This window comes from Brevibacillus thermoruber 423, from assembly GCF_000454065.1.
GTDB classification, from domain to species: Bacteria; Bacillota; Bacilli; order Brevibacillales; family Brevibacillaceae; genus Brevibacillus; species Brevibacillus thermoruber.
This window is the reverse complement of the sequence record NZ_KE695653.1, coordinates 244452-269120: the sequence shown is the minus strand read 5'-3', so window position 1 is coordinate 269120 and position 24669 is coordinate 244452. Positions and strand designations below refer to the sequence as shown.

The 24669-nt window shown below is 56.1% G+C and carries 21 protein-coding genes and 1 riboswitch; of the genes, 17 read left to right on the top strand and 4 right to left on the bottom strand.

The window, feature by feature from the left end; genetic code table 11:
• Window positions 1-17 precede the first annotated feature (17 nt).
• A complete protein-coding gene (ggt, locus tag M516_RS0118620) occupies window positions 18-1640 on the bottom strand; it encodes a gamma-glutamyltransferase (RefSeq protein WP_238551012.1) in 1623 nt (540 codons plus the stop codon).
• Window positions 1641-1889: 249 nt separating this feature from the next.
• Window positions 1890-1979: riboswitch (cyclic di-GMP riboswitch) on the bottom strand.
• Between the two features lie 285 nt (window positions 1980-2264).
• On the opposite strand from ggt, the gene M516_RS0118615 reads away from it, so the two are divergent.
• The 8 genes from M516_RS0118615 to M516_RS0118580 all read left to right on the top strand — a co-directional run bounded on the left by M516_RS0118615 (window position 2265) and on the right by M516_RS0118580 (window position 10834).
• Complete coding sequence (locus tag M516_RS0118615) at window positions 2265-2864, top strand: SET domain-containing protein (protein ID WP_029100453.1); 600 nt, start codon at window positions 2265-2267, stop codon at window positions 2862-2864.
• A gap of 95 nt (window positions 2865-2959) precedes the next feature.
• Window positions 2960-4630, top strand: a complete 1671-nt coding sequence (locus tag M516_RS0118610) for a glutamine--tRNA ligase/YqeY domain fusion protein (protein ID WP_370512122.1) — start codon at window positions 2960-2962, stop codon at window positions 4628-4630.
• A gap of 188 nt (window positions 4631-4818) precedes the next feature.
• Entirely contained in the window at window positions 4819-6150 is a 1332-nt protein-coding gene (locus M516_RS0118605; RefSeq protein WP_029100451.1) for an APC family permease, read from the top strand.
• A 419-nt stretch (window positions 6151-6569) separates the two neighbouring features.
• Entirely contained in the window at window positions 6570-7163 is a 594-nt protein-coding gene (locus M516_RS23910; RefSeq protein WP_051188295.1) for a TetR/AcrR family transcriptional regulator, read from the top strand.
• Between the two features lie 106 nt (window positions 7164-7269).
• Complete coding sequence (locus tag M516_RS0118595) at window positions 7270-7728, top strand: hypothetical protein (protein WP_029100450.1); 459 nt, start codon at window positions 7270-7272, stop codon at window positions 7726-7728.
• Window positions 7729-7741: 13 nt separating this feature from the next.
• A complete protein-coding gene (locus M516_RS0118590; protein WP_029100449.1) occupies window positions 7742-8329 on the top strand; it encodes an NAD(P)H-dependent oxidoreductase in 588 nt (195 codons plus the stop codon).
• Window positions 8330-8618: 289 nt separating this feature from the next.
• On the top strand, window positions 8619-9902 hold the full coding sequence (locus M516_RS0118585; protein ID WP_029100448.1) for an MDR family MFS transporter: 1284 nt from the start codon (window positions 8619-8621) through the stop codon (window positions 9900-9902).
• A 230-nt stretch (window positions 9903-10132) separates the two neighbouring features.
• On the top strand, window positions 10133-10834 hold the full coding sequence (locus M516_RS0118580; protein WP_029100447.1) for a uracil-DNA glycosylase: 702 nt from the start codon (window positions 10133-10135) through the stop codon (window positions 10832-10834).
• An 18-nt stretch (window positions 10835-10852) separates the two neighbouring features.
• Here M516_RS0118580 and M516_RS0118575 read toward each other — a convergent pair whose 3' ends face one another.
• On the bottom strand, window positions 10853-11497 hold the full coding sequence (locus M516_RS0118575; RefSeq protein WP_029100446.1) for a thiamine diphosphokinase: 645 nt from the start codon (window positions 11495-11497) through the stop codon (window positions 10853-10855).
• 10 nt (window positions 11498-11507) lie between these two features.
• Window positions 11508-11678: a hypothetical protein gene (locus tag M516_RS25735; RefSeq protein ID WP_193746996.1), complete on the bottom strand. Its 171-nt coding sequence runs from the start codon at window positions 11676-11678 to the stop codon at window positions 11508-11510.
• A gap of 200 nt (window positions 11679-11878) precedes the next feature.
• Here M516_RS25735 and M516_RS0118565 point away from each other — a divergent pair, with 200 nt between their 5' ends.
• From M516_RS0118565 to M516_RS24970, 4 genes are all read left to right on the top strand, one after another.
• Complete coding sequence (locus M516_RS0118565) at window positions 11879-12775, top strand: GNAT family N-acetyltransferase (protein ID WP_029100445.1); 897 nt, start codon at window positions 11879-11881, stop codon at window positions 12773-12775.
• A 155-nt stretch (window positions 12776-12930) separates the two neighbouring features.
• Window positions 12931-14088: a THUMP domain-containing class I SAM-dependent RNA methyltransferase gene (locus tag M516_RS0118560; RefSeq protein ID WP_029100444.1), complete on the top strand. Its 1158-nt coding sequence runs from the start codon at window positions 12931-12933 to the stop codon at window positions 14086-14088.
• Between the two features lie 31 nt (window positions 14089-14119).
• On the top strand, window positions 14120-16876 hold the full coding sequence (locus M516_RS0118555) for a DUF4855 domain-containing protein (RefSeq protein WP_029100443.1): 2757 nt from the start codon (window positions 14120-14122) through the stop codon (window positions 16874-16876).
• 205 nt (window positions 16877-17081) lie between these two features.
• Window positions 17082-18524 carry an ATP-dependent nuclease gene (locus M516_RS24970; RefSeq protein ID WP_081656598.1) on the top strand — a complete coding sequence of 481 codons (1443 nt, stop codon included), beginning with the start codon at window positions 17082-17084 and terminating at the stop codon, window positions 18522-18524.
• Window positions 18525-18637: 113 nt separating this feature from the next.
• Here M516_RS24970 and M516_RS0118550 read toward each other — a convergent pair whose 3' ends face one another.
• Window positions 18638-19903: an MDR family MFS transporter gene (locus tag M516_RS0118550; RefSeq protein ID WP_029100442.1), complete on the bottom strand. Its 1266-nt coding sequence runs from the start codon at window positions 19901-19903 to the stop codon at window positions 18638-18640.
• Between the two features lie 630 nt (window positions 19904-20533).
• On the opposite strand from M516_RS0118550, the gene M516_RS0118545 reads away from it, so the two are divergent.
• The 5 genes from M516_RS0118545 to M516_RS0118525 all read left to right on the top strand — a co-directional run bounded on the left by M516_RS0118545 (window position 20534) and on the right by M516_RS0118525 (window position 24635).
• Window positions 20534-21646, top strand: coding sequence for an aminopeptidase (locus M516_RS0118545; protein WP_029100441.1), 1113 nt, complete (start codon window positions 20534-20536; stop codon window positions 21644-21646).
• Window positions 21647-21811: 165 nt separating this feature from the next.
• On the top strand, window positions 21812-23089 hold the full coding sequence (locus M516_RS0118540) for a helix-turn-helix domain-containing protein (RefSeq protein WP_029100440.1): 1278 nt from the start codon (window positions 21812-21814) through the stop codon (window positions 23087-23089).
• A complete protein-coding gene (locus M516_RS26190) occupies window positions 23086-23217 on the top strand; it encodes a hypothetical protein (RefSeq protein WP_274518674.1) in 132 nt (43 codons plus the stop codon). Before M516_RS0118540 ends, M516_RS26190 begins: the two co-directional genes overlap by 4 nt.
• 215 nt (window positions 23218-23432) lie before the next feature.
• Entirely contained in the window at window positions 23433-23603 is a 171-nt protein-coding gene (locus M516_RS25730) for a hypothetical protein (protein ID WP_156110380.1), read from the top strand.
• Between the two features lie 105 nt (window positions 23604-23708).
• Window positions 23709-24635, top strand: coding sequence for an RluA family pseudouridine synthase (locus M516_RS0118525; protein ID WP_029100439.1), 927 nt, complete (start codon window positions 23709-23711; stop codon window positions 24633-24635).
• Window positions 24636-24669: the final 34 nt, after the last annotated feature.

Genomic DNA, 24669 nt, shown 5'->3' with positions numbered 1-24669 from the left:
CGGCAGTCTGGAGTGAATCAATATCCGAGTGCTGCTCCTTCTCCGCGCGGATCGGCGCCGCCAAACTTCACGTTGGTGACGGGATCGATCAGAATCGCCCCGGATTGGCCCATTTGATCCGTGTAGGCGGCTTCCAGTTTCTCGACCGGGTGACCGCGTTTGATCAGTTCGTCCAGGACGTCCTGCGGAATCCGGCTTTCCACCTTGAGGTTGTTGGAAGAAGCGCCCCAGTTGCGTCCGTGCAGCCATCTCGGCGCTTCGATCGCGTCCTGTACGCTGAAGCCGAAATCGACGATGCGGGTCACCAGGGCGGCCTGGGTCTGAGGCTGTCCTTCCCCGCCTTGGGTTCCGTAGAGGAGGTAGGGCTTGTCTCCTTTAAACAGCATCGCCGGATTGATGGTGTTGAAGGTGCGCTTGCCCGGCTCCAACCGGTTGATGTGGTTCGGATCCAGGGAGAAGTAGCTGCCGCGGTTTTGCAGCAGTACGCCGGTGCCTTTGGCGACGATGCCGGAGCCCCAGTCGAAGTAGTGGCTTTGAATCATCGAAACGGCGTTGCCGTCCTTGTCGACGACGCCGAGCCAGACGGTGTCCCCCTTCGGATCGAGCGGCTCCACGGTTTTGGCTGCCTGTTTCATGTCGATCCGCTTGGCCAGTTCTTGTCCGTGCTCTTTGGACAGCAGGTAATCCAGCGGAATGTCGGCAAACTCGGGGTCGGTCAGCCATTTGTCACGGTCGGCAAAGGCTTGCTTGGTCGCTTCCACAATCACGTGGTAGTAGTCGGGGGTGCCTTCGCCCATGCTCTTCAGATCGAAGTTGTTCAGGATGTTGAGAATGGAGAGCGAGGCCATCCCTTGCGAGTTGGGCGGCACGTTGTACGCCTTGTACCCGCGGTAGTCGACGGAAATCGGCTTTGCCCACGTGGCGGTGTGTGTTTCAAAGTCTTTCAGGGTGAGCAGGCCGCCGTTTTTCTGCACGTCGTCGACGATTTTCTTGGCGATTTCGCCTTTGTAGAATCCGTCCGCCCCTTTTTTGGCGATCACTTTCAAGGTTTCCGCCAGGTCTTTTTGCTTCATGATTTCGCCGGCCTGGTACGGTTCGCCGTTGGGCTTCAGGTAGATTTTGCGGAACTCTTCGAAGCGCTGCAGATTTTTCAGTTCGTTGTCGGTCGGATCGGTCGCGTACTTGGTCCAGTACACCTGGTTGGGGGAGACGGGATAGCCTTTTTCGGCGTATTCGATCGCCGGCTCCAGCAGTTTGCTCCACGGGATCTTGCTGCCGCTCATCTCCTTGTGGGCGTAGTTGTACGCTTCCCACCAGCCGGAAACGACTCCGGGGACGGTGTTGGCGGCCAGGTAACCGCGGGACGGGATTTTATCGTACCCTTTGCTCTTGTAGAACTCGATGGTCGCTTTCTCCCCGGCACGGCCGCTGCCGTTCAGGGCGCGCAGTTCTTTCGTTTTTGCGTTGTAGATCAGCCAGAAGTTGTCTCCGCCGATGCTGGTGTAGTGGGGATAGACGACGGTCAGCGTGGAAGCCGCCGCGATCGCGGCATCTACCGCGTTTCCGCCCTCCTGCAGCGTCTTCAGTGCAGCGGCGGTAGCCAGGTAGTGCGGCGAGGTAACCATGCCGTTCGGCGACATGGAGGTTGGACGGTTGGCGGCATTTCCCGCCGGTGCGAAGGCGGACAGGCTTAAAACGCCGGCCAGACCCAGCGCGCTGATTTTTGTCCAGAACTTTTTCACAATCGTTCCTCCTTTGTCTTGTTGTAGAAGCGAGTTGCGATGGATGGTCCGTACGTCTGGCGCTTCACCTCCCCCTATGGCCTGCAACCGCTTGTTTACATAAAAAGACCGATGACATAGGATCATCGGTCTGTCCTACATCAATACTTCGGTAACTGGCTGGCGTGTCCGCACGCGGCGGAGGTAGCCCCTGTAGCTTTGCGCCGCCGGGTTTCCCCGGGTTTGCCGTTTCGATATCAATGCCTGGTCTTGAAATTCAGAAAACGGGAAATGAGACCATCCTCATTTCATCCCGCGGTGCAAGCAGTCCAATCGACTTGGAAAAATCACATCTCCTTTCATTAGATCGGTAAAAACGTCCCGATGTTTAATAATAAAATGAAAAAATTCTGTTGTATTTGTGACCATCGTCCGATCCTCCCTCTCTTGGCGGAAAACTTTTTTCTCTGCACACACCCGAGCCGGCCGGACTGCTTATGATGTAGAAAACAGGGCCGCTTCGCCAAGGAGGGAAATGAGACGATGATGCATCCGGATACGGAACTGCGGTATATTCATGATGAAATCGGGTACGGAGTCTTTGCCACCAAGCTGATTCCCAAGGGAACCATCGTCTGGGTGCTGGACGATCTCGATCAGGTATTGGACCCGTCTTACGTGGAATCGCTTGATCCGCTGCGCAAGCAGGACGTGTTGAAATACTCGTTTCGCAATCAGCATGGAGCGTACATTCTCTGCTGGGATAAGGCCCGCTTCGTCAACCACAGCTTTCACGCCAACTGCGTCGGCACGGCCTACGATCTGGAACTGGCGGCCCGGGACATTCAGCCCGGCGAACAGCTTACCGACGATTACGGAACGCTCAATCTGGACGAACCGTTTGACTGCCTGCCGGAAACGGGCACCGACCGGGTCAGGGTCATGCCGGACGATCTGCTGCGCTATCACGCGTACTGGGATGCCCTGGCCCGCGAAGCGTTCCGCCAGTTTGCCCGCGTTCCGCAGCCGCTCGGCCATCTGGTGCGCCCGCAGCATCTGGAGAAGATTCTGGCCGTCGTCGAACAGCGCAAGCCGCTGGATTCCATCGTGAACATCTACTACGACCGGCTGCTGCAGCGGTAAGTGCCCCGGCGGTGTGCGGCGGGACGGGGGAGGCCCGATTTGTTGAACTCTCGATGAGGAATCAGTATTATTGAATGTAAAGGTGAAGTGAAAGGTTGATTCAATTGGAAAACAAGTCGGCATCATCCAACTTTATCCGCAACATCGTCATCGAGGATTTGCAGGCGGGACGAGTGAAAGAAGTCGTTACCCGTTTCCCTCCGGAACCGAACGGGTATCTCCATATCGGGCATGCCAAATCCATCTGCCTGAACTTTGAGCTGGCTGACGAGTTCAAGGGCAGAACCAACCTGCGCTTTGACGACACCAATCCGCTGAAAGAAGACACCGAGTACGTGGAAGCGATCAAGGAAGACGTCAAATGGCTGGGTTTTGAGTGGGACGGTCTGTATTTCGCTTCCGACTACTTTGAGGAAATGTACAATCGCGCGGTGCTGCTGATCAAAAAAGGCAAGGCGTACGTCGACGACCTCTCCGCCGAGGAAATCCGCAAAACGCGGGGGACGCTGACGGAGCCGGGCACGGAGAGTCCGTACCGCAACCGTTCGGTGGAGGAAAACCTGGACCTGTTCCAGCGGATGCGCAACGGCGAGTTCAAGGACGGCGAAAAAGTGCTGCGCGCCAAAATCGACATGAGCTCGCCGAACATCAACCTGCGCGACCCGGTGCTCTACCGGATCGCCCATGCCACCCATCACAACACGGGAGACAAGTGGTGCATCTACCCGATGTACGACTTTGCCCACCCGCTGGAAGACGCCATCGAAGGCGTGACCCACTCGCTCTGCTCGCTCGAGTTTGAAGACCATCGTCCGCTCTACGACTGGGTCATTCGCGAGTGCGAGATGGAGCACGTGCCACGCCAGTATGAATTTGCCCGTTTGAACATGACCAACACGGTGATGAGCAAACGCAAGCTGAAAATGCTGGTGGACGAAAAAATCGTGGACGGATGGGACGACCCGCGGATGCCCACCATCGCCGGACTGCGCCGCCGCGGCTACACGCCGGAAGCGATCCGGGCGTTTGCGCGGGAAATCGGCGTCTCCCGCAGCAACAGCGTGGTGGACGCGAAGATGCTGGAGCATTTCATCCGCGAAGACCTGAAGCTGAAGGCGCCGCGCACGATGGCCGTGCTGCGCCCGCTGAAAGTGGTCATCACCAACTATCCGGAAGGCCAGGTGGAGATGCTGGACGCGGAAAACAACCCGGAAAATCCCGCGATGGGCATCAGACAAATCCCGTTTTCCCGCGAGATTTACATCGAGCAGGATGACTTCATGGAAAATCCGCCGAGCAAGTACTTCCGCCTGTTCCCGGGCAACGAAGTGCGGCTGAAGCACGCCTACTTCATCAAGTGCCACGACGTGATCAAGGACGAACAGGGGAACGTGGTGGAACTGCACTGCACGTACGACCCGGAGACGAAGAGTGGCACCGGGTTCACCGGCCGGAAAGTGAAGGGGACCATCCATTGGGTGGACGCCAAGCACGCCGTTCCGGCGGAGTTTCGCCTGTATGAACCGCTCATTCTGGACGGGCAGGAGGACGGCGATTCGTTCTTGGAAAACATCAATCCCAACTCGCTGGAAACGCTGCACGGCTTTGTCGAGCCCAACCTGAAGGACAGCAAGCCGCACGACAAGTTCCAGTTCTTCCGCCACGGCTACTTCAACGTCGATCCGAAGTACACGACCCCGGACAAACTGGTGTTCAACCGGATCGTTTCGCTGAAAAGTTCGTTTGAACTGCCGAAGCAGGGATAATTTCGAGCATAAGTGGAAAGGCTGTTAACGCGGTTAACAGCTTTTTCCATATTCTTGGGGACCCCGCCGGGTGCAGCATGCGCTCACCTGGGCGGGGGATTTTTTTGAGTGGGGCAGTCCGAAAAGTGTGGATATTTTTTCATCCAACTGTATAATAATTCATGTCATCTTTCGGAGGGGGACTGCCCATGCAACAGCAATCAGAGCTTCACCGCAGTTTAAAACTGTGGCACATCGTCGTTATCGGCCTCGGATACATGGCGCCGATGGCAGTGTTTGACACGTACGGCATCGTCGCGGAGGAGACGGGCGGTCACGTCCCGGCCGCCTATCTGCTCACCCTGCTGGCCATTTTGTTTACGGCGGCGAGCTATGGAAAAATGGTCCGGGTGTTTCCTTCCGCCGGTTCCGCCTACACGTACGCGCAGCAGACGTTTCACCCCTACGTGGGCTTTCTGGTCGGGTGGGCGTCGCTGTTGGACTATTTGTTTTTGCCGATGATCAACGCCCTGTTGACCGGTGTCTACCTGTCGGCGGTGTTTCCGGAAATACCGGCGCGGCTGTGGATCGTCGGGTTTGTCATCCTGATCACCGCGCTGAACGTGATGCGGGTGACCGTAACGGCCACCGTCAATTCGCTCCTGGTCTTGTTTCAGGTGTCCGTCGTGGCCGTCTTCGCCGCGCTGGCGGTCAGAGGCTTGCTGCACGGTGAAGGGATCGGCCAGGTGTTTGCCGTCCAGCCGTTTTACTCGCCGGACATGTCCGCCGCCGCCCTGCTTGCGGGCGCGTCCATTCTCTGTTTCTCGTTTCTGGGCTTTGACGCCGTCACGACGCTGGCGGAGGAGACGAAGGACGCGGCCAACACCATCCCGCGGGGCATTATCCTCGTGGCGCTGGCCGGGGGTGCGCTGTTTGTGACGGCTTCCTACTTCACGCAGTCGCTGTTTCCCGACGTGAGCGTCTTCGCCGACCCGGAAGCGGCCTCGGCCGAGATTGCGCTGCACATCGGCGGTGCGGTGTTTCAACTCGTCTTCCTGGCGGCGGCCCTCTCGTCGACGCTGGCGTCCGGCCTCGTGTCGGTAACCAGCGTGACCCGGCTGCTGTACGCCATGGGGAGGGACGGGTACCTTCCGGAAAAGTGGTTCGGCTACGTCCATCCCCGCCTGCAGACACCTCTGCTCAACGTGCTGCTGATCGGGGCACTGATGCTGAGCGCACTGTTTTTGGATTTGCTCACCGCTACGTCGTTCATCAATTTTGGGGCGCTGATCGCGTTTACCTTTGTCAATCTGTGCGTAATCGCCCACTACACCGGCAAACGGCGCGGGCTGTCGGGCTGGTGGAGCTATTTCGTCTCCCCGCTGATCGGGGCCGGCTTTGTCGCGTTTTTATGGGTCCACCTGGAGGCCAGGTCGATGCAGCTCGGCTTGGTTTGGACAGCGATTGGAGCGATGTATCTGGTGTACCTGGTGAAAATCAAGCGGGTGGCCGTTCGGAAGCTGAGCTTTGACGAGAGCTGAACCAGTCTCAATTTCCTTCCACAAAAAGAAGTAGACCACCCTTGGACTTGGTAGGCTAAGGTGGTCTACTCGCAATTACATGAGCCGCTCCCTTGTGGGGAACGTCTATTGTACCGACCGTCGGTGCGGCAACACCGGCGTTCGTGTTAGTTTATGCAGTTTCTGTTGTTATTAGGATAGACAACGCAGAGTGATAAGTCAACATGTACATACCGTCTGCATACACGTTTCCCCCGATCTCAGCAGCGTGATTGTGGAACGAGAGAGGTTCGACCTGCCGGATATGCTCGATTCCGGTCACGTTATTTGATGAAAAGACTTCTTTTGGATGGCAGCATATCCCATGGAATATCTTGACAACCAACACACAGATGATATATTGGTTGTACAACCAACCAAAAAATGAATGGGGATCTGGAATGAAACCAAGAGCAGGTAATACGCGAGCCCAATTGATTGAAGCGGCTTACAAGGTTCTCGCCGAAAAGGGATACGAAAACTGCTCCGTCAAGGACATTGCTCGTGAGGCAGGCGTGTCGCCCGGCTTGGTGCACTACCACTTTGCAAACAAGGAAGACCTTTTGGTGTCTGTTGTCAAGGAAGCGGCAAATGAGTACTGCCAACAGATGAGACAGCTACGGGAAACAGTCGCTGAAGACAAACTTGCCGACGCTGCGCTGGCGGAGTCGATGGAGCGAACGAAGAGCAAGGCGGATTGGTACAAGCTGCGATATGAATTGTATGTTCTTGGCTTGCGAAATCCCGCGATTCAGTCCGGGGTGAAAGAGCTTTTTGCAAGGGGACGAGAGGGAATCGAAGAGACAATCCAAACGGTGGCAGGAAAACCGCTGCCAAATGGGGCTGAGATGTCCGCCATTTTGTTCGCCTGTTTTGAAGGGCTGGCCTTGCAGTCTTTCGTTGATTCGGAGTTTGACCTTGAAGGTGCTTACCGAATCCTTGGTCAAATGGTCAAACAATTCTTGCAAACGCAATCGGAACGTGAGCGGACATGACACGGGTCGTGCCGCTGCGAGGCGTGGAAGGCATGTGTGGCGTTAGAAGTGCAGGTTTCTTCTGTATTGGTTGGTCATACAACCAAAAAATAATGGAGGTGTTATCATGTTGACTCTGGTTCTGGCAGCAATGGAACCATTGGCACTGACTGTGATCGTGGGCGGAGGGGTTGTCATGGCCGCTGGTGTCCGTCCTCTCCTTCTGTCCATTTTGGCGAAGCCGGAACAACCGGTTTTGGCTGAAACCGTTGAGGGGCTCTCAATCAGCGCGTGGAACCGATACAACCGATTTGCCTTATGGGCGGCCATTGTCGTTGCGGTCGTTGATCTTGTGCGTATTGTTACGGGTCTGGCTTTTTCCTGGTGGCATGTGGGCCTGATCCTTACAATCTTTGTGGCTCTGCTTGGAAAGTTATCGATCGATCAGACACTGAAAACGCGGCTGCAAGATGCCGGCGCTGAAGCTGTCGGCAGTGCCGAGCAGCGTGCTGGACACCGGCGGGTTGAGTTTCTCTCGGTCGTCATTCTTGTTTTGGCTGTGTTGTTGGTCATCCAGCCGTTCTGACGGAGGCATCCAGATGAATGTGTTGATTGTCTACGCACACCCGAATCCGAAGAGTTTGAATGCTGCCATTTTGAAGGAAGTGGAGCGCGGCCTGCAAGAGGCCGGCCACCTGTATACGGTCATCGATCTATACCAGGACAACTTTCAGCCGGTCCTGGTGTACAATGACAGCATCCGGCGCAGCGACCTCAAGAACGATCCGGAAACGGCGCGTTATCGTGAGCTGGTGCGGCAGGCCGATCATCTCATCTTCATTTATCCCGTTTGGTGGTATGGTGTCCCGGCGATTCTGAAGGGGTTCTTCGATCGCGTGTTTGTCTCGGGATTCGCCTATCACTACGAGGGGATGGTGCCAAAGGGATTGCTCAACGGAAAATCGGCATGGGTGTTCTATACGATTGACTCTCCCGGATGGTATGTCAGACTTGTTCGCCGCAGCGTCGAATGGAGGGTCATGAGAGATGCGATCCTCGCGTTTTGCGGAATACGAAAGGTCAAGAGATTCATGTTTGCCGGCGTCAAGGGGAGCAGCCAAAAGCGACGCCAAAAATGGCTGGCATCCGTCTATCATCAGGTGCGTTTTGGACTCAGGGAATCATGATGAAGAATCGGTTATCCCGGTGGGTCGATTCCCGGGCGAATCGCAAGGAAAACAGGTGGCACAAGTCTTACATCTTCGAAACACCCAGATGTTTACCCCTCCCCGCGGCGTTTTGAAGCGGACGCTATCGACTTCTTTGCTGGTCGTCAAGAGAGCGAGCGGGCACCATCACACATGACACCACGGACTTTGGCTACAATGCCCCATCAAAATGAAAATGCAGGTGAAATTGCCATTAATTAGTGTATAATGTGTGTATAAAATTTTGAAAAAAAGGGGGTGGGGAACCATGAGATTTCGCGACCTTCACATTAACATCAGAGTGCGCCTGCTGACAAGGTTTTTTAGCATTTTGGTCGGTGCGACGATTTTTCCGTTTATGTCGATTTATTTCACGGAAAAGCTGGGGCAGGCGATCGCCGGGGTTCTCATGCTGTCGACGGTCATAACCACGGTGATCATCAGCTTTTACGGCGGATTTCTGGCCGACAAGATCGGGCGGCGGAAAGTGATGATCATGTCGCAATCGGTACTGCTAGGGGCGTACTCCGTCATGACCATCGCCAACTCCGACTGGCTCGATTCGGCCTGGCTCACCTATGCGATGCTGCTGGTGCAAAGCGTCGGCACCGGCATGCTGTTTCCCGCTGTGGACGCCATGATCATCGACGTGACGAATCAGGAGAATCGCCGGTATGTCTACAGCTTGAACTACTGGTCGATCAACCTGGCCATGTCGATCGGTGCGCTGGGGGGCGGCTTCCTGTTTCAAACGCACCGGTTCGAATTGTTTCTGCTGTTCACCTGTGTTCATGTGTTAACGCTGATCATGTTTGTCTTGTTTATGACCGAATCGCACCAAACGAAGCGGAATGAACAGGGAAGAAACGTGGCGGTCTGGAAGGAACTGCTGCAAAGCTATCGGCTCGTGGCGAAGGACCGAACCTTTCTCTTCTTTTGCCTCGCGGTCTTGCTGGGCAACGCCCTGCTCAATCAGAAAACCTATTACATTGCCGTCCGTCTTCAGCAGGAGTTCGGCAGCCAGCTCTTATCCGTGGCGAATTGGTTTTCGCTCGAGATCAACGGGATCAAAATGGTCGGCATCATGCAGACGGAAAACACCATCCTGGTCGCCATGGGCATGCTGCTCGTGACAAAGTGGATCAAACGGTTTTCCGACAGCCTTGTCCTGCGAACAGGGGCGTGCTTGTACATGATCGGCTTCGCCGCCATGGGAAGCAGCAACATGCTGTGGATTCTGCTCGTGGCGGTGTTTGTCGTGACATGCGGCGAACTGGTGATGACGCCGGTATACCAGTCCGTGATCGCTGATCTGGTGAACGATGAGGCGAGGGGGTCCTACATGGCGGTGTACGGACTGGTTGGCCATGGGGGAAGGCTTCTGGGCGCAGCCGGCATCCTGGTCGGGGTGCTTGTGCCGTCCTGGATGATGAGCGGCCTCTATGTCCTGCTCGGAATCACCATGCTCGGCTTGTTTCAGTACGTGTTAAAACAGCGTCAGCAAAAAAGCGAGACCGACACTTCTTCCCGCAATACGCCGATCCCTGTGTAGCGGTGGAATTTGTCCGGCGGGGAAGGGAAACAGGGCGCCCTTGCTCGTCCAGGGGTGCCCTTTCGCGTTCGATTGTTCCGATGGCCGGGCGGCAGACAGCACGCGTCGTTCGCCTTTTTTTCTGCGGTTGTGGAGGAAAAGGGGGGCGGCCGGCTCGGGAAAGTTATCGCCGGACCCGTCTCTTTTTGATACAGTAGACAATGGAGAAGAAAAAGCAAGGTGTGAAGGACATGGCTATTTTGCGCAACGATTGGGCCGAACTGCTGGCGGACGAATTCGAGAAACCGTACTACCGGCAGTTGCGGCAGTTCCTGAAGGCGGAATACCAAAGCCGCACCGTGTATCCCGACATGTACGACATTTTCAACGCGCTCCATCTGACGCCGTACCGGGAAACCAAGGTGGTGATTCTCGGTCAGGACCCGTATCACGGACCGGGACAAGCCCACGGTCTCAGCTTTTCCGTCAAGCCGGGGGTCACGCCGCCGCCGTCGCTGCAAAACATCTTCAAGGAGCTGCAGAGCGATTTGGGCTGTGCCATCCCCGATCACGGCTATCTGGTGAGCTGGGCAAAACAGGGGGTCCTGCTGCTCAACACAGTGCTGACCGTGCGGGCGGGCAGCCCCAATTCGCACAAGGGGATGGGCTGGGAGCAGTTTACCGACAGGGTCATCGCCGTCCTGAACGAGCGGGAAACGCCGATGGTCTTTATTCTCTGGGGGCGTCACGCGCAGGAGAAAGCGTCGTTTATTGACACCCGGAAACACTGCGTGATTCAATCCCCGCACCCCAGTCCGTTTTCCGCCAACCGGGGCTTTTTCGGCAGCCGGCCGTTTTCCCGGGCCAACCGCTTTTTGCGGGAACAAGGTCTGGGGGAAATCGACTGGCAGCTTCCCTTACAGGCGGAGCTGACCGCCGCGAAGGCGCAATAGACGGGGGCGCGCTTTCCGCTAATCCATGCTGCGAATGACGATCAGACAGCCGCTTGCGACCGAGATCGTCCCGCTGTCCGCCGTCAGCACGTTGCTGATGCCCAGCGTGTCGCCGAGGCGCAGCGTCGCATTTTTCAACGGATACTGAAACCCGGACAGGGTAATGCCGGTCACTTCCGGGGTGAGCGGCAGCAGCGAGACGTGGGGAAAGCGGCTGGGGCCGAGGGTCAGCTCCCGGTCGGCGAGCATGATTTCGTTGGTGGCGTCGACGATCCGGCAGCGTGCGCCGGCGCGCAGCCCTTTCCACAACAGGTGGACGTTGGCCAGCGCGTGGTCGAAACGGGACCCCAGCGCCCCCGCCAGGACAATCTCCTGCGCGCCCTGCTCCAGCGCCCAGGCAAAGCCCATCTCCGTGTCGGTCAAATCTTTCATGACCGGGTCGCAGGAGCGCACTTCTTCGCTGTGCGCGCGGATTTCCGCCCACTCTTCGGGCGTGACCGAGTCAAAATCGCCGATGGACAGGCGGGGGCGAAGGCCGTGGCGGACGAGAAACAGCGCTCCCCGGTCGACGCCGACCAGACAGTCGCCCTCCCGCACTTCGGCGAGCGCCCAGTCGCCCAGGCTGCCTCCCGCAAACAGGATGATTCGCGTTGGTTTGTTCATGGTTTCTTCCTCATTCCGTGTCGATTGCGTTTGTCTTCCTCTGACAGTTCCCTTGGGAGCGGGCCCTGTCTTCCTCGATCAGCGAGTCCGGCCCCGTACCGCCGCCGATCCGTCCGGTGGCGGCGAAGCGCAGCGTGCCGGAGGCGTTGGAGCAGCCTTCCAACCGACCCGCGACCGCCACGTTTTTCTCCCTTTCACAATACCATGGACCCGCCCCGATTCGCCAATGAAGATGCCGCCGTCCGTTTCGCCTGCCGCATATCCGGCCGTCGATGCAGATCGTGCCGGCCGTCATCGCCCAAAATGCCGCCGATGAAAATGATTGAATGTTTTGGATTCGGTCGATTAAAATATTTTTACCAAATGCGGGAAGGTGAAACGATGATTGTCGTCAAGCGCATGAACCAATGCACGCTGGCCGAGGTCACGCTGGCGTGGAACCGGGGATTTGAGGGCTATTTTGTTCCGGTGACGATGACGGAGGAAAGTCTGCTGCAGCGGCTGGGACGGGAGGAATACGCGCCATCCCTGTCTGTGGTCGCGTTCGCGGACGGGGAACCGATCGGTTTGGTCGCCAGCGGCGTTCGCACCATCAACGGGAAAAAGGTGGCCTGGAACGGAGGCACCGGCATCGCCACGGCGTACCGCCGGCAGGGCGTGGGACGCCGATTGATGGAAGAGACGCTTGCGCTGTACCGGGAAGCAGGCGTCGAGCTGGCCACGCTGGAAGCCCTCCGGCAAAACGAAAAGGCGATCGCCCTCTACCGGCAGCTCGGGTACGAGGTGACGGACCGGCTGCTGTTCTGGCAGCGTACCGACGCGCTGGCGGATCGGCCGTTTGGTGACGTCACATCCGCCCCGTACCGGCTGCGGCGCGGCATTCCCCAGGAGGCGGCTTCGCTCTCCTTTTACGAGGCGGACGTGCCGTGGCAAAACCAGTGGCCCAGCCTTCGCGACGGGGAGGCGGTCTTCGTGGAAGACGGGTACGGCGAGACGGTCGGCTACGCCTTCTACAAACGGACGCTGGACGAGTCGGGCAAACCGACCGCCATCGTGCTGCGGCAGTGCGCTGTCCTGCCCGGACGGGCTGACGCGGAGGCGATCGTTCGCTTTGCGCTGGCCCATGTGTGGGCGCCGCTGGAGCTGGCCTGCACGCGTTCCACCTTCAATCTGCCGGCCTCCCGCAAGCTGGTGGTGAGCGTGCTGGAGCAGGCCGGGTTTCAGCCGTCCGGCACCGAACAGGTGTACATGATCCGCCCGATGGAGCAGGGCGGTTGAGCGACTGGGCCTCCTGCCGGCATGCGAGGCGTCACCCGTCCCCGATTTGGGAGACGGGACTTTTGTTTGACGAACATTACCAACGCGTATGCCAAATCGGGTAATATAGTAGAGGGGTTTCACCCTGCCATTTCCGAACGACAGGAGATTGTATCATGCAAAAAGTGGAATTGATCGCCACGGCGACGTTTGGCCTGGAAGCCGTGGTAGCCCAGGAAGTAAGGGCGCTGGGCTACGAGGACGTCAAGGTGGACAACGGCAAGGTGACGTTTACGGCAGACATTTCCGCGATACCGCGGGCAAATTTGTGGTTACGAACGGCGGATCGCGTGCGTCTTAAAATGGGGGAGTTTCGGGCGACGACGTTTGACGAGCTGTTTGAAAAGACCAAGGCGCTGCCCTGGTCGGACTGGCTCCCGGAAAACGCAGCGTTTCCGGTGGAAGGCAAATCGGTGAAATCGACGCTGTTCAGCGTGCCCGACTGTCAGGCGATCGTGAAAAAAGCGGTGGTGGAAAGCCTGAAAAAAACGTACAAGCGGGACTGGTTCGAGGAGCAGGGACCGATGTACAAGATCGAGGTGGCCCTGTTGAAGGACGTCGCCACCTTGACCATCGACACGTCGGGACCGGGGCTGCACAAGCGGGGATACCGCGGCTTGATCGGCGCGGCTCCGTTGAAAGAGACGATGGCGGCGGCGATGATCCTCTTGTCCCGCTGGAAGCCGGACCGCATCTTGATGGATCCGTTCTGCGGTTCCGGCACGATTCCGATTGAGGCGGCCCTGATCGGGCAGAACATCGCCCCGGGGATGAACCGCGAATTCGTCTCCGAGAGCTGGCCGACCATCCCGAAGACCGTGTGGCGGGAAGCCCGGGCGGAGACACACGATCTGGCCCGCTACGACCAGAAGCTGGAGATCATCGGCACGGACATCGATGACGAGATTCTGCGGGTCGCACGGCGCAACGCGGCCGAAGCGGGCGTGGAGGATCAGATTCACTTCCAGCGCATGGACGTGCGCGACGTCCGTACCAAACGCAAATACGGCTATCTGATCTGCAACCCGCCGTACGGCGAACGTCTGGGCGACTGGAAGCAGATAAGCCGGTTGTACCGCGACATGGGCGAGGTCTTTTCCGCGCTGGACACGTGGTCGTTTTACGTGCTGACGTCGGACGAGCAGTTTGAGAAGCACTTCGGCCGGACGGCCAGCAAGAAGCGGAAATTGTACAACGGCAACATCAAGGTGGACTACTACCAGTTTTTCGGCCCGAAACCGCCTCGTCCGGCGGCGGTTGCGCCGGATGCGTAATACAGAGAAGCAGTACGTTGGAGGAGGAAACATGGTGTTGAAACGTATGGCAGCCAGGACGATGACCGTTTGTCTGGTGCTGTCGATGCTGTTTACCCAGGCCGCGGCGGCCGCTGGTTCCGCGACGGCCCCGGCAGCGGAGAAACAGGGCGGGGTACTGCCCAACGAGCAGAACGTGACCTTTTCCGATTTGCAAAACAGCTACGCCCGGGAGGCCGTCAACCGGCTGGCTGCGGTTCATCTGATCAGCGGCCAGGGCGGGGACCGCTTTTATCCGCAAAAGCCGATGTCCCGGCAGGACGTGGCGGTGCTGCTGGCCAAGGTGATGGGCGTCCAGCCGAAACAGCCGAACCAAGCGGTGTTTGCCGACGTACCGGCAGACAGCCCGTACGCCCCGTACGTCTACGGACTGGCGGAGCTTGGGGTGCTTCACGGGCGCAGCGACGGCACGCTGGGAGCGGCCGACCCGTTAACCCGGCAGGAGCTGGCCGTTCTGCTGACGCGGCTGTGGAAAGCGGGCGGCGGCCAGATGCAGAGCGCAGCCGTACCGGCGTATGCGGATGAGGAGGAGATTGCCGACTACGCCCGGGAAGCAGTGACCGCCGTTACCGCCCAGCGCTGGATGCAGGGGGCTGGCGGCAATTTCCGCCCGCAGGGGACGGTGACCCGGGGAGATGCCGCGATCATCGCCGAGCGCGTGCTGAACGCCCGCTACCAGCAGGCAGAACAGGCCGATTTTACGCTCAATACAGCCAAGCTGTCGGTGATGGCCGGCACCAGCACACGGGTGGAAGTGACACCAACCGGCGGGACTCTGCCGTTTTCCCCCGTCTTTGCCTTTGACCGGCCGGAATTGGGAACGGTGCTGCCGGACGGCACGTTTGTCGCCGGCCCCACACCCGGCAAGGGCACGTTGACCGTGACGTTGGGGTATCGCACGAAGGACATTCCCGTGGAAATTACCGCTGCGCCGGAGCCGCAGCAGCCGCAGGATGCGGTTGAGCCGAATGAACAGCCGGAGGCGGCGGCTGCAACCGGAGGGGCATCGGAAGCGAAGGCGGCGGAAACGGCGGCTCCGGATGCGGAGAAGAAGGCGGAAAATGATGTTAGCGAAGCCAACAAACCGGCCAAAACCGCCGATTCGGACAAGGGCGATCAGGCCGGCACGGACACCGCACCCGCAAAACCCAATCAGGCCGGGCACGAAACAGAGCCGGCCTCACAACCTGCCGAGGAGGAAGGCCTGGTCAACTTCGCGCCGGGCAGCTTTACCTCTGTCCAAACAATGGGCAAGGCCGATGCCTATTTTACCCAGTTGGAAAAACAGTACCCCGGCCCGGTAGGCGGACTGGTTACCCCGTCGGAGACCTGGACCGGCTACAACCGCCAATTTGGGCGCAAAGTGACCGTCGCCCTGCATGAGGTAAAGCGGCTGGAGCGGGTGACGCTGACGTTTAAGCAGCAAAAAAGCGCGGGCATCACCATGCCGGAATGGATGGACGTGGAGGTCTCCCGCGACGGCAGGGCCTGGTACTACGCCGGTAAAGCGAAGCATGACGTGTCGCCGGCGGAGGAAGCGGTGGTGGTGCGCACGCTGGCCGTGACGCTGCCGAAAGTGGAGGCGCGCTACGTCCGCGTGTCGTTCCCGGTAAAAGTGTTTGCCTTTGCGCGCCAGTTGGAAGTGTGGGGGACCGATCTGAGCAAGGGAGAGAGCCCGTCCGTCCTGCTGCCGCCGGAAAACCAAAAGCAGACCGTCGTCGAGGAAAAAACGGTCCGCCGCGTGGAAAACATGCTGCTGGCCTATTCCGGCGCATACGGCGAGCGGGGCGTCTGGCGGAAGGAAGACTTCCTGCCGATGGTCGGCTACCGGACCAAGGACGGGTACATGGTCGACCAGATGTTTGACACGGTGCTCTTTTTGCCGTATCAAATCCTGCCCGCCACCAAAGAGGGATGGAAGGAATACATGAATGACCTGTTCCGCTCCGGCCAGCAGTTGGAAGCGCTGAACGACGCGATGCGCGAGTTCAACCGCCTGCGGGGCACGTTGTACGGCACGCCGACGGTGGAAAACGTCGTGCTCGCCCTTCCTTACCCCAATCCGGCCCAGACGGACTTCGGCAGTCTGGACGACAAGCAGCCGTCCCTCTCCTTCAACGCCGGTCAGGTGGGCGAGGAGCAGGCGTACCAAAACCGCAAGCAGGCGCTGGAGTGGTACTACCGGGAGCTGAAAAAGCGTTGGGACAAAGCCGGTTTTGCCTATCTGAAGCTGGAGGGCATCTACTGGTTCCACGAGCTGATCGATGACAGCGCGCCCAAGGAGCGGGAGCTGATTCGTCACATGGCCGGCATCGTGCACGACGACGCGCTTCGTTTCTACTGGATCCCGTACTACGGAGCGCCGGGGCTGGCCGAGTGGAAATCGCTCTACTTCGACTACGCGTTCCTCCAGCCCAACTACTACAACGACAAGCCGGTGCAGCTCGACCGCTTCGAAGGCACCCTGGACGTGGTGAGCAAGTACGACATGGGCGTGGAAATCGAAGGGGACGAGCGGATGTACCGCGATCCGAAGTTTTACCAGATCTACTACAACCAACTGGTGGCGGCCCACAAGCTGGGCATGGACAAAAACCGGATCCACGCCTACTACTTCGGCTCCAAAACGCTGCTGGAAGCGGCCAACAGCGACGACCCGGTGATCCGGGGCATCTACGACGACACCTACAAGTGGATGCGCGGCCGTTTTGACCGGGAGGAGTATTATTTGCCGGGAGAGATGCCGTAGCGTTGATTTGGATACTGTATAAATAATTTGCTAATATGCAATGAGAGTCTGTTTGTCCGATTTTGAGAAGCGACAGACTCTTTTTTTGTTTATTGTACGCAGTAAGCAGGGTAACATATTGAGAAATTTCTTATATTTAATGTAGACCCACCTCCTTTTGGAATAGTATTATAGAACTATATTCCAAAAAGGGGTGTAACTTAAGTTGCAGACAAGGGAAATTGCAAGAATATCTGATCAGTATCAACAAGGGTTGTGGCCTCAATTTTTGGAATCTATTGAGATAAATGGATTAAGAGGATGGTCCGGCCAAACCATCAATTTTAATTTCCCTGTTGTAGCCATTGCAGGGGAAAATGGAAGTGGAAAAAGTACGGTACTTAAATCCATTGCTTGCGCTTATGAAAATGTAGAAAAAAACAAGACATACTATCCATCTACTTTCTTCATATCAACTCACTGGGATACGATTGAAGGAGTTACATTAAGTTATAGAATACGTCAAGGAACTAGTACACATAGTTTTAGTTTCAAGAAGAACGCAAAGTGGAGTTATCCTGAAAAGAGATATAAACGCGATGTTTATATTTTTGATATTTCAAGAACACTACCGTTAGATGCAACTGCTGGTTATGCAAAGATCGCCAAGCAAGCAACAGGAGAAATTGCTAACAATCAAATTTCAGAAGAATACAGAAATTGGCTCTCATACATTCTACACAGGGAGTATAAAAATGCGCGGTTTGCAAAGCCTGATGTTGATAATAAGAAGGAAATCGGCCTGTTAGAGCGGGAATTTGGTGAGATTTCACAATTCCATCAAGGGGCTGGTGAAGATACAACACTCGATTTAGTACAGGCACTTCAATCTATACCTAATAATTCTCTATTAATTATTGATGAAGTCGAAGCTTCTCTTCACCCAAAGGCACAAAGAAGACTAATTCGATTTTTACTTTGGTTCTCGAGACAAAAGAGGGTTCAAATTATTCTATCAACTCATAGTCCATATGTACTCCAAGAATTACCTAAGGAAGCAAGAATTCTTCTACATCCAAGCCCAACGGGAATAAACGTAGTTTATGGGATATCACCTGAATTTGCAATGAGTAGGCTAGATGAAGATGATCAACCGGAGTTGCAACTATTTGTTGAAGACAAAAGTTCTGAAGTAATGATACGTGAAATTATTCGTTCTACTGATATAACTGATGATATAATTCGTCGATTATCATTTATTGATGTTGGTCCGGCCAATGTAGTGCGGTTATTAGGGGCACTTGCGATAAATAAAAAATTACCCTACAAGGCCCTTGGAGTTTTGGACGGAGATTGTGATGAAAGTCCCGGTTGTATTAAACTTCCAGGGGATAGTGCTCCAGAAATAGTTGTTTTCAAAGGATTAAAAGAGAAAAATTGGGGCAACTTACCTGAAAGGTTCGGAATGGGGGCAGGAAATCTTTTTACAGTATTAGAAGAAGTAATGCTTGAACCTGATCACCACACTTGGACAAGAATTGTGGGGGATAAGTTAAGGACAAGTTCAAACAGTGTTTGGGAAACTATGGTTAAGGAATGGGTTCAGATATGTCTTGCTGATGATTACAAAGAGAGTATATGCACTGTAATAAAAGATATGTTGGTGTAATACAAAGTAAAATCAACTATAATTACCTTCATCGCAAATATCATGAATGCCAGTTTCGATAATAATAAGCATCTTTTGAATCGCCCACTTACAAAACAGAGACTACTCTTTTATTAGAGTGGTCTCTGTTTTGTATACCTCTCCACCTCTTTTTGCATCTTTGCAATCAGCCGGAACATGTACACGTAGAGCAGCGTGCTCACCAGCGTGATCCCGAAAATGACGGAGAAGACGCCGAGAGGGGAGAGCCGATCTGATAAGCCGATGGTCAGCGGCGCGAGGAACCGGCCGATGGAAAACTGCAGCGAGGACGCCCCCATGTACTGGCCGCGCGCATCGTCCGGCGCGTATTTGCTGATGAAACTTTGAGCCACGGGCGTGCGAATCAGCTCGCCCAGCGTCAGGATGACCATGCAGCCGAACAAGAGCCAGATGTTGACCGTAAAGCCCATCAGGAACAGGCCGAAACCGTACAGGACGGACGACAGCACGAGACTGTTGCGGTCGCTCCAGTTTTCAAACCGGCGCGTGACCGGCAGCGTGAACAGCACCACCAAAAAGCCGTTCAGTCCCATCAGCCAGCCGAACGCGGATGTGCCGCCGATCGAAAACGACCAGTCGCCCCACCAGACAAGCGGCTGGCTGGGCACGTGTTCCTTGACGTACAGCGCCATGTACAAATCGAGCTGCATGAAGGCGATCGCGACCAGGACACCCGCTCCGATGTAGACGGCAAACGGCTTGTCGCGAAAGATCACGGCATAGCTTTGAAACTGCTCCTTCAGCGAGAACGCCTGGGGAGCTGCTCCTGCCTGGCGCGGCGGCAGCGTCTCCTTGACCCAGGCGTATATCGCGAGGCCAAACAACAGCTCGACGATCATACAGGTGACCAACAGTTCAAACCGGTGGTGCACGAAAAAGAAGGAGCCAAGAACGGGCCCGGCGACGACGCCGATGTTCATCGCGGTGTAAAAGGTGGCAAATACCAGGCGCCGATCCTCTTCCGTCGTCAGGTCGGCCACCATCGCCGAGCTGGCCGGCCAGTACAGGGAGCCGGCAATCCCGATGCCGATAAAGGCGACATAATCAACCCAGGGCGAGGGAGAAAAGGCAAACAGCCCGAACATCGTCGAGGACAGCGCGATGGACAGCAGCATCGTCGTCCGTCGACCGATCCGGTCGGCCAGGTATCCTCCGGCCAGGTTGGCGAACATCCCCAGCAGCGGAGGAATGGTCAGCAGCAGTCCGGCCGCCTCTTTGCCGAACGCGTCGCTGAAATGAAGCGCCATAAAGGGAAAGTACATCCAGAAAAACGTATGCGTAATCAGTTCGCCGAAAAGCCTGACTTTCAAGTTTACGTCCCATGAACGCCAATGCATGACAAGGATCCCTCCGATTTCTCGATGGTTCGCTGCCTGCAGGCGCCTTGCCCGCTGCGCCTCCCACCCGCGCGCAAACGCGAAAAGACGGGACCAAAAAAGCGCAAACGGGAGAGAAGCGAAACCTCTTCCGCATGCGCTTGATCGACAAGGCCGGGTACGGATACGGGGAATCGGGCGGGTGCGAAAACGGCGCGTTTTCCGCTGCCCGTGCCGGGACAGCCGATGGTTTCGGCATTCCAGGCCGGCCCCCTATCGAAACGGACGGAAGTGGTTCAGGCGTCCTGCAGCTTCTTGCAAGACAGGGATGTGAAAGGGGCGGAGACCCCTCGCACAAGGTCCCCGTCCTATGCCAGAAAAACTGCAGCATTCACCATGAACCAACACTCCCATCCTTTGCGTGTTCATTCAAAACGTTCGTACAGATCAACTCTTGATGACTAGAATACTCCAAGGCTGTGAAAACATGCAAGAAATTTTTTTGATTGACCGCGGTCACGGCCATGCGCTGATCGTGGCCGGATGGCGCTCCGTGACATCGGATGAAACAATGAGTGGTTCCATAATTGAAAAATATCTGTCCATTCGATAAAATATTTTTTATTTAATGCACCTTGGGGAGGAGTTAGGATGCTGGATCCACGCATCGTCAAGCTGGCGGAAACCCTGTTGAACCACTCCGTTCGTTTGCAGGAAAAGGAATGTTTGTTGATTGAAGTGCGCGGGGAAGGACATGCGCTGGCGAAGGAACTGATCAGGCAGGCGTACGCCAAGGGAGCGTATCCGTTTGTGCGGTTCATCGACCCGGCCATTCAGCGCGAATTGATGATGGGGGCTGACGAAAAACGGGCCGGGTATCTGGTCAAGTGGGAAGAGCCGATGTTCAAAGACATCCAGGCGTTTATCGTGATCAACGGCCCCGCCAACGACAGCGAGGCAGCCGACGTGCCGATCGAGCGCCGCCGGGCCCATCAGTCGGTGATGCAGCCGCTCCACGACTACATCACCTCCCATGTGCGCTGGACGCTGCTGAACTACCCGACGCCGGCGATGGCCCAAAGCGCCAACATGTCCACCGAGGCGTTCGAAGACTTTTACTTCGACGTCTGCTCGCTGGACTATCAAAAGATGCACGAGGCGTTTTTGCCGCTGAAAGCGCTGATGGAGCGGACGGACAACGTGCGCCTGATCGGGCCGGGAACCGACCTGACCTTCTCCATCAAAGGCATTCCCAGCGTCATCTGTTCCGGCGAGGCGAACATCCCGGACGGGGAGATTTACACCGCGCCGGTGCGCGACTCCGTCAACGGCACGATTACGTTCAACACGGCCACCACGTATCTGGGTACCCGGTTTGAAAACGTGCGGCTCACGTTTGAGAACGGCAGGATTGTGGAGGCGACGGCCAACCACACCAAGAAGCTGAACGAGATTCTCGACAGCGACGAAGGAGCCCGATACATCGGCGAGTTTGCCATCGGCGTCAACCCGTACATCCTGCACCCGATGAACGACATCCTGTTTGACGAAAAGATCGCCGGCAGCTTTCACTTCACGCCCGGGCGCGCCTACGAAAACGCGGACAACGGCAACCGCAGCCAGGTACACTGGGACATGGTCAACATCCAGCGTCCGGAGTACGGCGGCGGCGAAATCTGGTTTGACGACGTGCTGATCCGCAAAGACGGCCTGTTCGTCCTGCCGGAGCTGGAGGCGCTCAATCCGGACAAGTTGAAAGGCTGAACAACGCGAACCATGGACGGTCTGGCCCGCTTATCCAAGCGGGTCTTTTTTTGTTGGGGCGGACAATACCGGGAAAGGCAGTAAAATATTTACAGTTAATCAAATCTTGTGATAATCTATTAAAAAAGTTAAAAAGGATAAAGATTTTTGTAGGGGGCTTCTGCTATGGTAGAGGACGTTCGAGAGATGCTTCTGAGGTATCGGCGCCAGGAGAACATCACGATCAGCGAATTGGCGGAGCGGACAGGTGTCAGCAAAAGCGTCCTGTCACGGATCGAATCCGGGGAAACGAAACGGCCCGGATTTACCACCTGCAAAAAAATAACGCGCGCACTGCAAATTCCCTACGCATCGCTTGTCAGCTCGTACCTGGACGTGACCGAGCGGGCGGAAATGCTGAAATTTCTCCTGGAAGAAGCTGTCTCCCTGAATAACAGGTCGCTGGTTCGGAAAGCGGCTCAAAAGTTGCTGGAGACCCCTAAAATGGACACGTTTCTTGCCCTGGATACGCTGCTGCAGGTCGCAAAAGAGAAAGAAGAGGCGGAAATCAAACTGGCCTTGTATGACGTTTTGATCGACTATACCAGGAGACGCGGCATTCCCTACTACCTGGCAAAAGGGCTTCTGGAACGGTATGAAATCGAACGCGACCACTTCACCCAATTCGAGGAGACCTACCGCAGAGGAAAGGAACTGCTGCACTACATCGAATACCTGCACCCGTTTGAGCGAATCTCCGCGTATTATCGTTTGGGCGTACACGCCTACATCCTGGATTATTATCAGGAATGCATTGACCTGTGCAGCAAGGGGATTCGTGAAGACCAATCCGACAGCAAACAGAGAGCCTCCGCCCTGATTGCCATCGTCAACGCTTACCTGCGCCTGAACGATCTCATTCTTGCCGAGCTTTACCTGAAAAAGTATGAAAAAAGCGAATATGCGGACTTTCGCAAAAACCACCTGCGGGCACTGCTGTATGCAAAGAAAGGGGAGTATGACGAAGCAACCAGTCTTTATAAAAAGTGTCTCAATGATACAAGTCGGGAAGGGCGTATCTCCATTGTCAGCGATCTTCTGGAGGTCTACCTGGAGATCGGCAGATACGATTTAATCAAAGAGTTGATCGAATTGGAAGATCAATTTTTGCCTGAAGACATTCTCACCCATCCGTATCGGATCAAACAGGCAGCGAGGTATTACAAGCGAAAGGGCTTGTGTCAATTCGCGATTGGTCAGGTTGACGAAGGTTTCAACAGTCTTCTCCAAAGTATTTTGTACTATCGGCAGTTGGGAGACTTTCAGAAGGTCACAGAATGCATCAGCCTTGTTATAGAAAATCATAGACTGAACAAAAAAAATTTATCATTCGAATATATGGAAAAAATTTCAAGTATTTGCCATAATGATACTAGTGTGGTACAAGGAGGTGAAATTCAATGAAAAAACTGATGGCGATTGTAGCCTTTGCTTTCCTGTTCACTACAAGTGTCTTGCCCGCAACATTCTCAAATCAAAGCGGGCAAAATAATCTCATCAAATATTACGGCGCGGAACCTGACTGGGACTAAATCAGTTGAGTGTCTGAAAACAGCTTCCCCCACATTGAGATGCACACTCTCAATATGGGGGAAATTTTTTTTTTCGGAAAAGATCAAGGGCGTGCCTGGAATAGCTCCTGAAAGGTACGATTTCCTTATTTTTTAAACAAAAATGTTTACAAACGCCCCTGTCCAATACTATACTTAACATACAATAAAGTATGGTAAGTGAGGGGGATGTTGCCATGATCCATTTGGGGTGGAAACGTCGGCTGCATGTGATGTTTGCCGGGAAGCTGCTGGGACGGGAATTGTACGCGGATGAGGGGTATGTAACACAACTGCTGGAGATGGGCCAGCAGGAAGCGATTGCGGATTTTGACCGCGATTTGCAGGCGATGATCGTCCGCTCCTGATACGGGACGCGGACGCTTTCCCCTTTTCGCGGCGGGGGGAGCGCTGGCATACCGGCCCGCTTTTTCAGTACAATGGGGAGAAAAGCGTGAAACAGAGGGATAAACGTGAGTCGCAAGGGATGGTTGGAGTACGTCGTGACACAAGAAGATGCGGGGCTTACCGTCGAGCAGATCGCCCGGCAAAAACTGAGTGTATCGGGCCGGATGCTGCAGCGGCTGACGCGGAGCAAAGGGATTTTGCTGAACCGCAAGTCTCCGTATTTGCAAAGGCAGGTAAAGGCGGGCGACCGGGTGCTTGTCCGGGTGGCGGAACGGCAGCAGCAGAGGGAAGGGACGTCGGAAACGGACGGGGCCCGGGAAGCTGCCCGCATACCGGTCAGCATTCTCTACGAAGACGAGCACCTGCTGGTGGCCGACAAGCCGGCGGGCATGCTGGTTCACCCCGTTCGGGAAGGGCAGAACGGCACCCTGGTCCACGCCCTTGCCGCCTATTTGCGGGATAAGGGAGAACAGGCCGGCGTACATCCGGTGCACAGGCTGGACAAGGAGACCTCGGGCGCGATCCTGTTGGCCAAAAGCGGGTACGGCCACCAATTGGCTGACCGGCTGCTGCGCGAAGGGGGCATCAAGCGGGAGTATCTGGCCGTCGCTTCGGGTGTGGTGGAGAAAGAGGCGGACACCATTACGGCCCCGATCGGCCGCGACCCGCGACACCCGACCAGACGGCGCGTGATCGATGGCGGCGATCCTGCCGTCACCCACTATGAAGTAATCGCGCGGGCCGAGGAGGCAACGCTGGTGCGTGTCTGGCTGGAGACGGGACGCACCCACCAGATACGCGTCCATTTTCAGCACATCGGACATCCCCTGGTGGGCGATGCCATGTACGGCGGAAACAGCAGGCTGCTGCGGCGACAGGCCTTGCACGCCTGGAGGCTTTCGTTTGTGCATCCGGTGAGCGGGGACGAGATTGTGTGCACCGCCCGCATGCCTGAGGACATGACGAGCCTCGTGACCCGGCTTCGTTTGTAGGGGGGAATCCTGAGGGAAAGCTGCGGGTATTCGG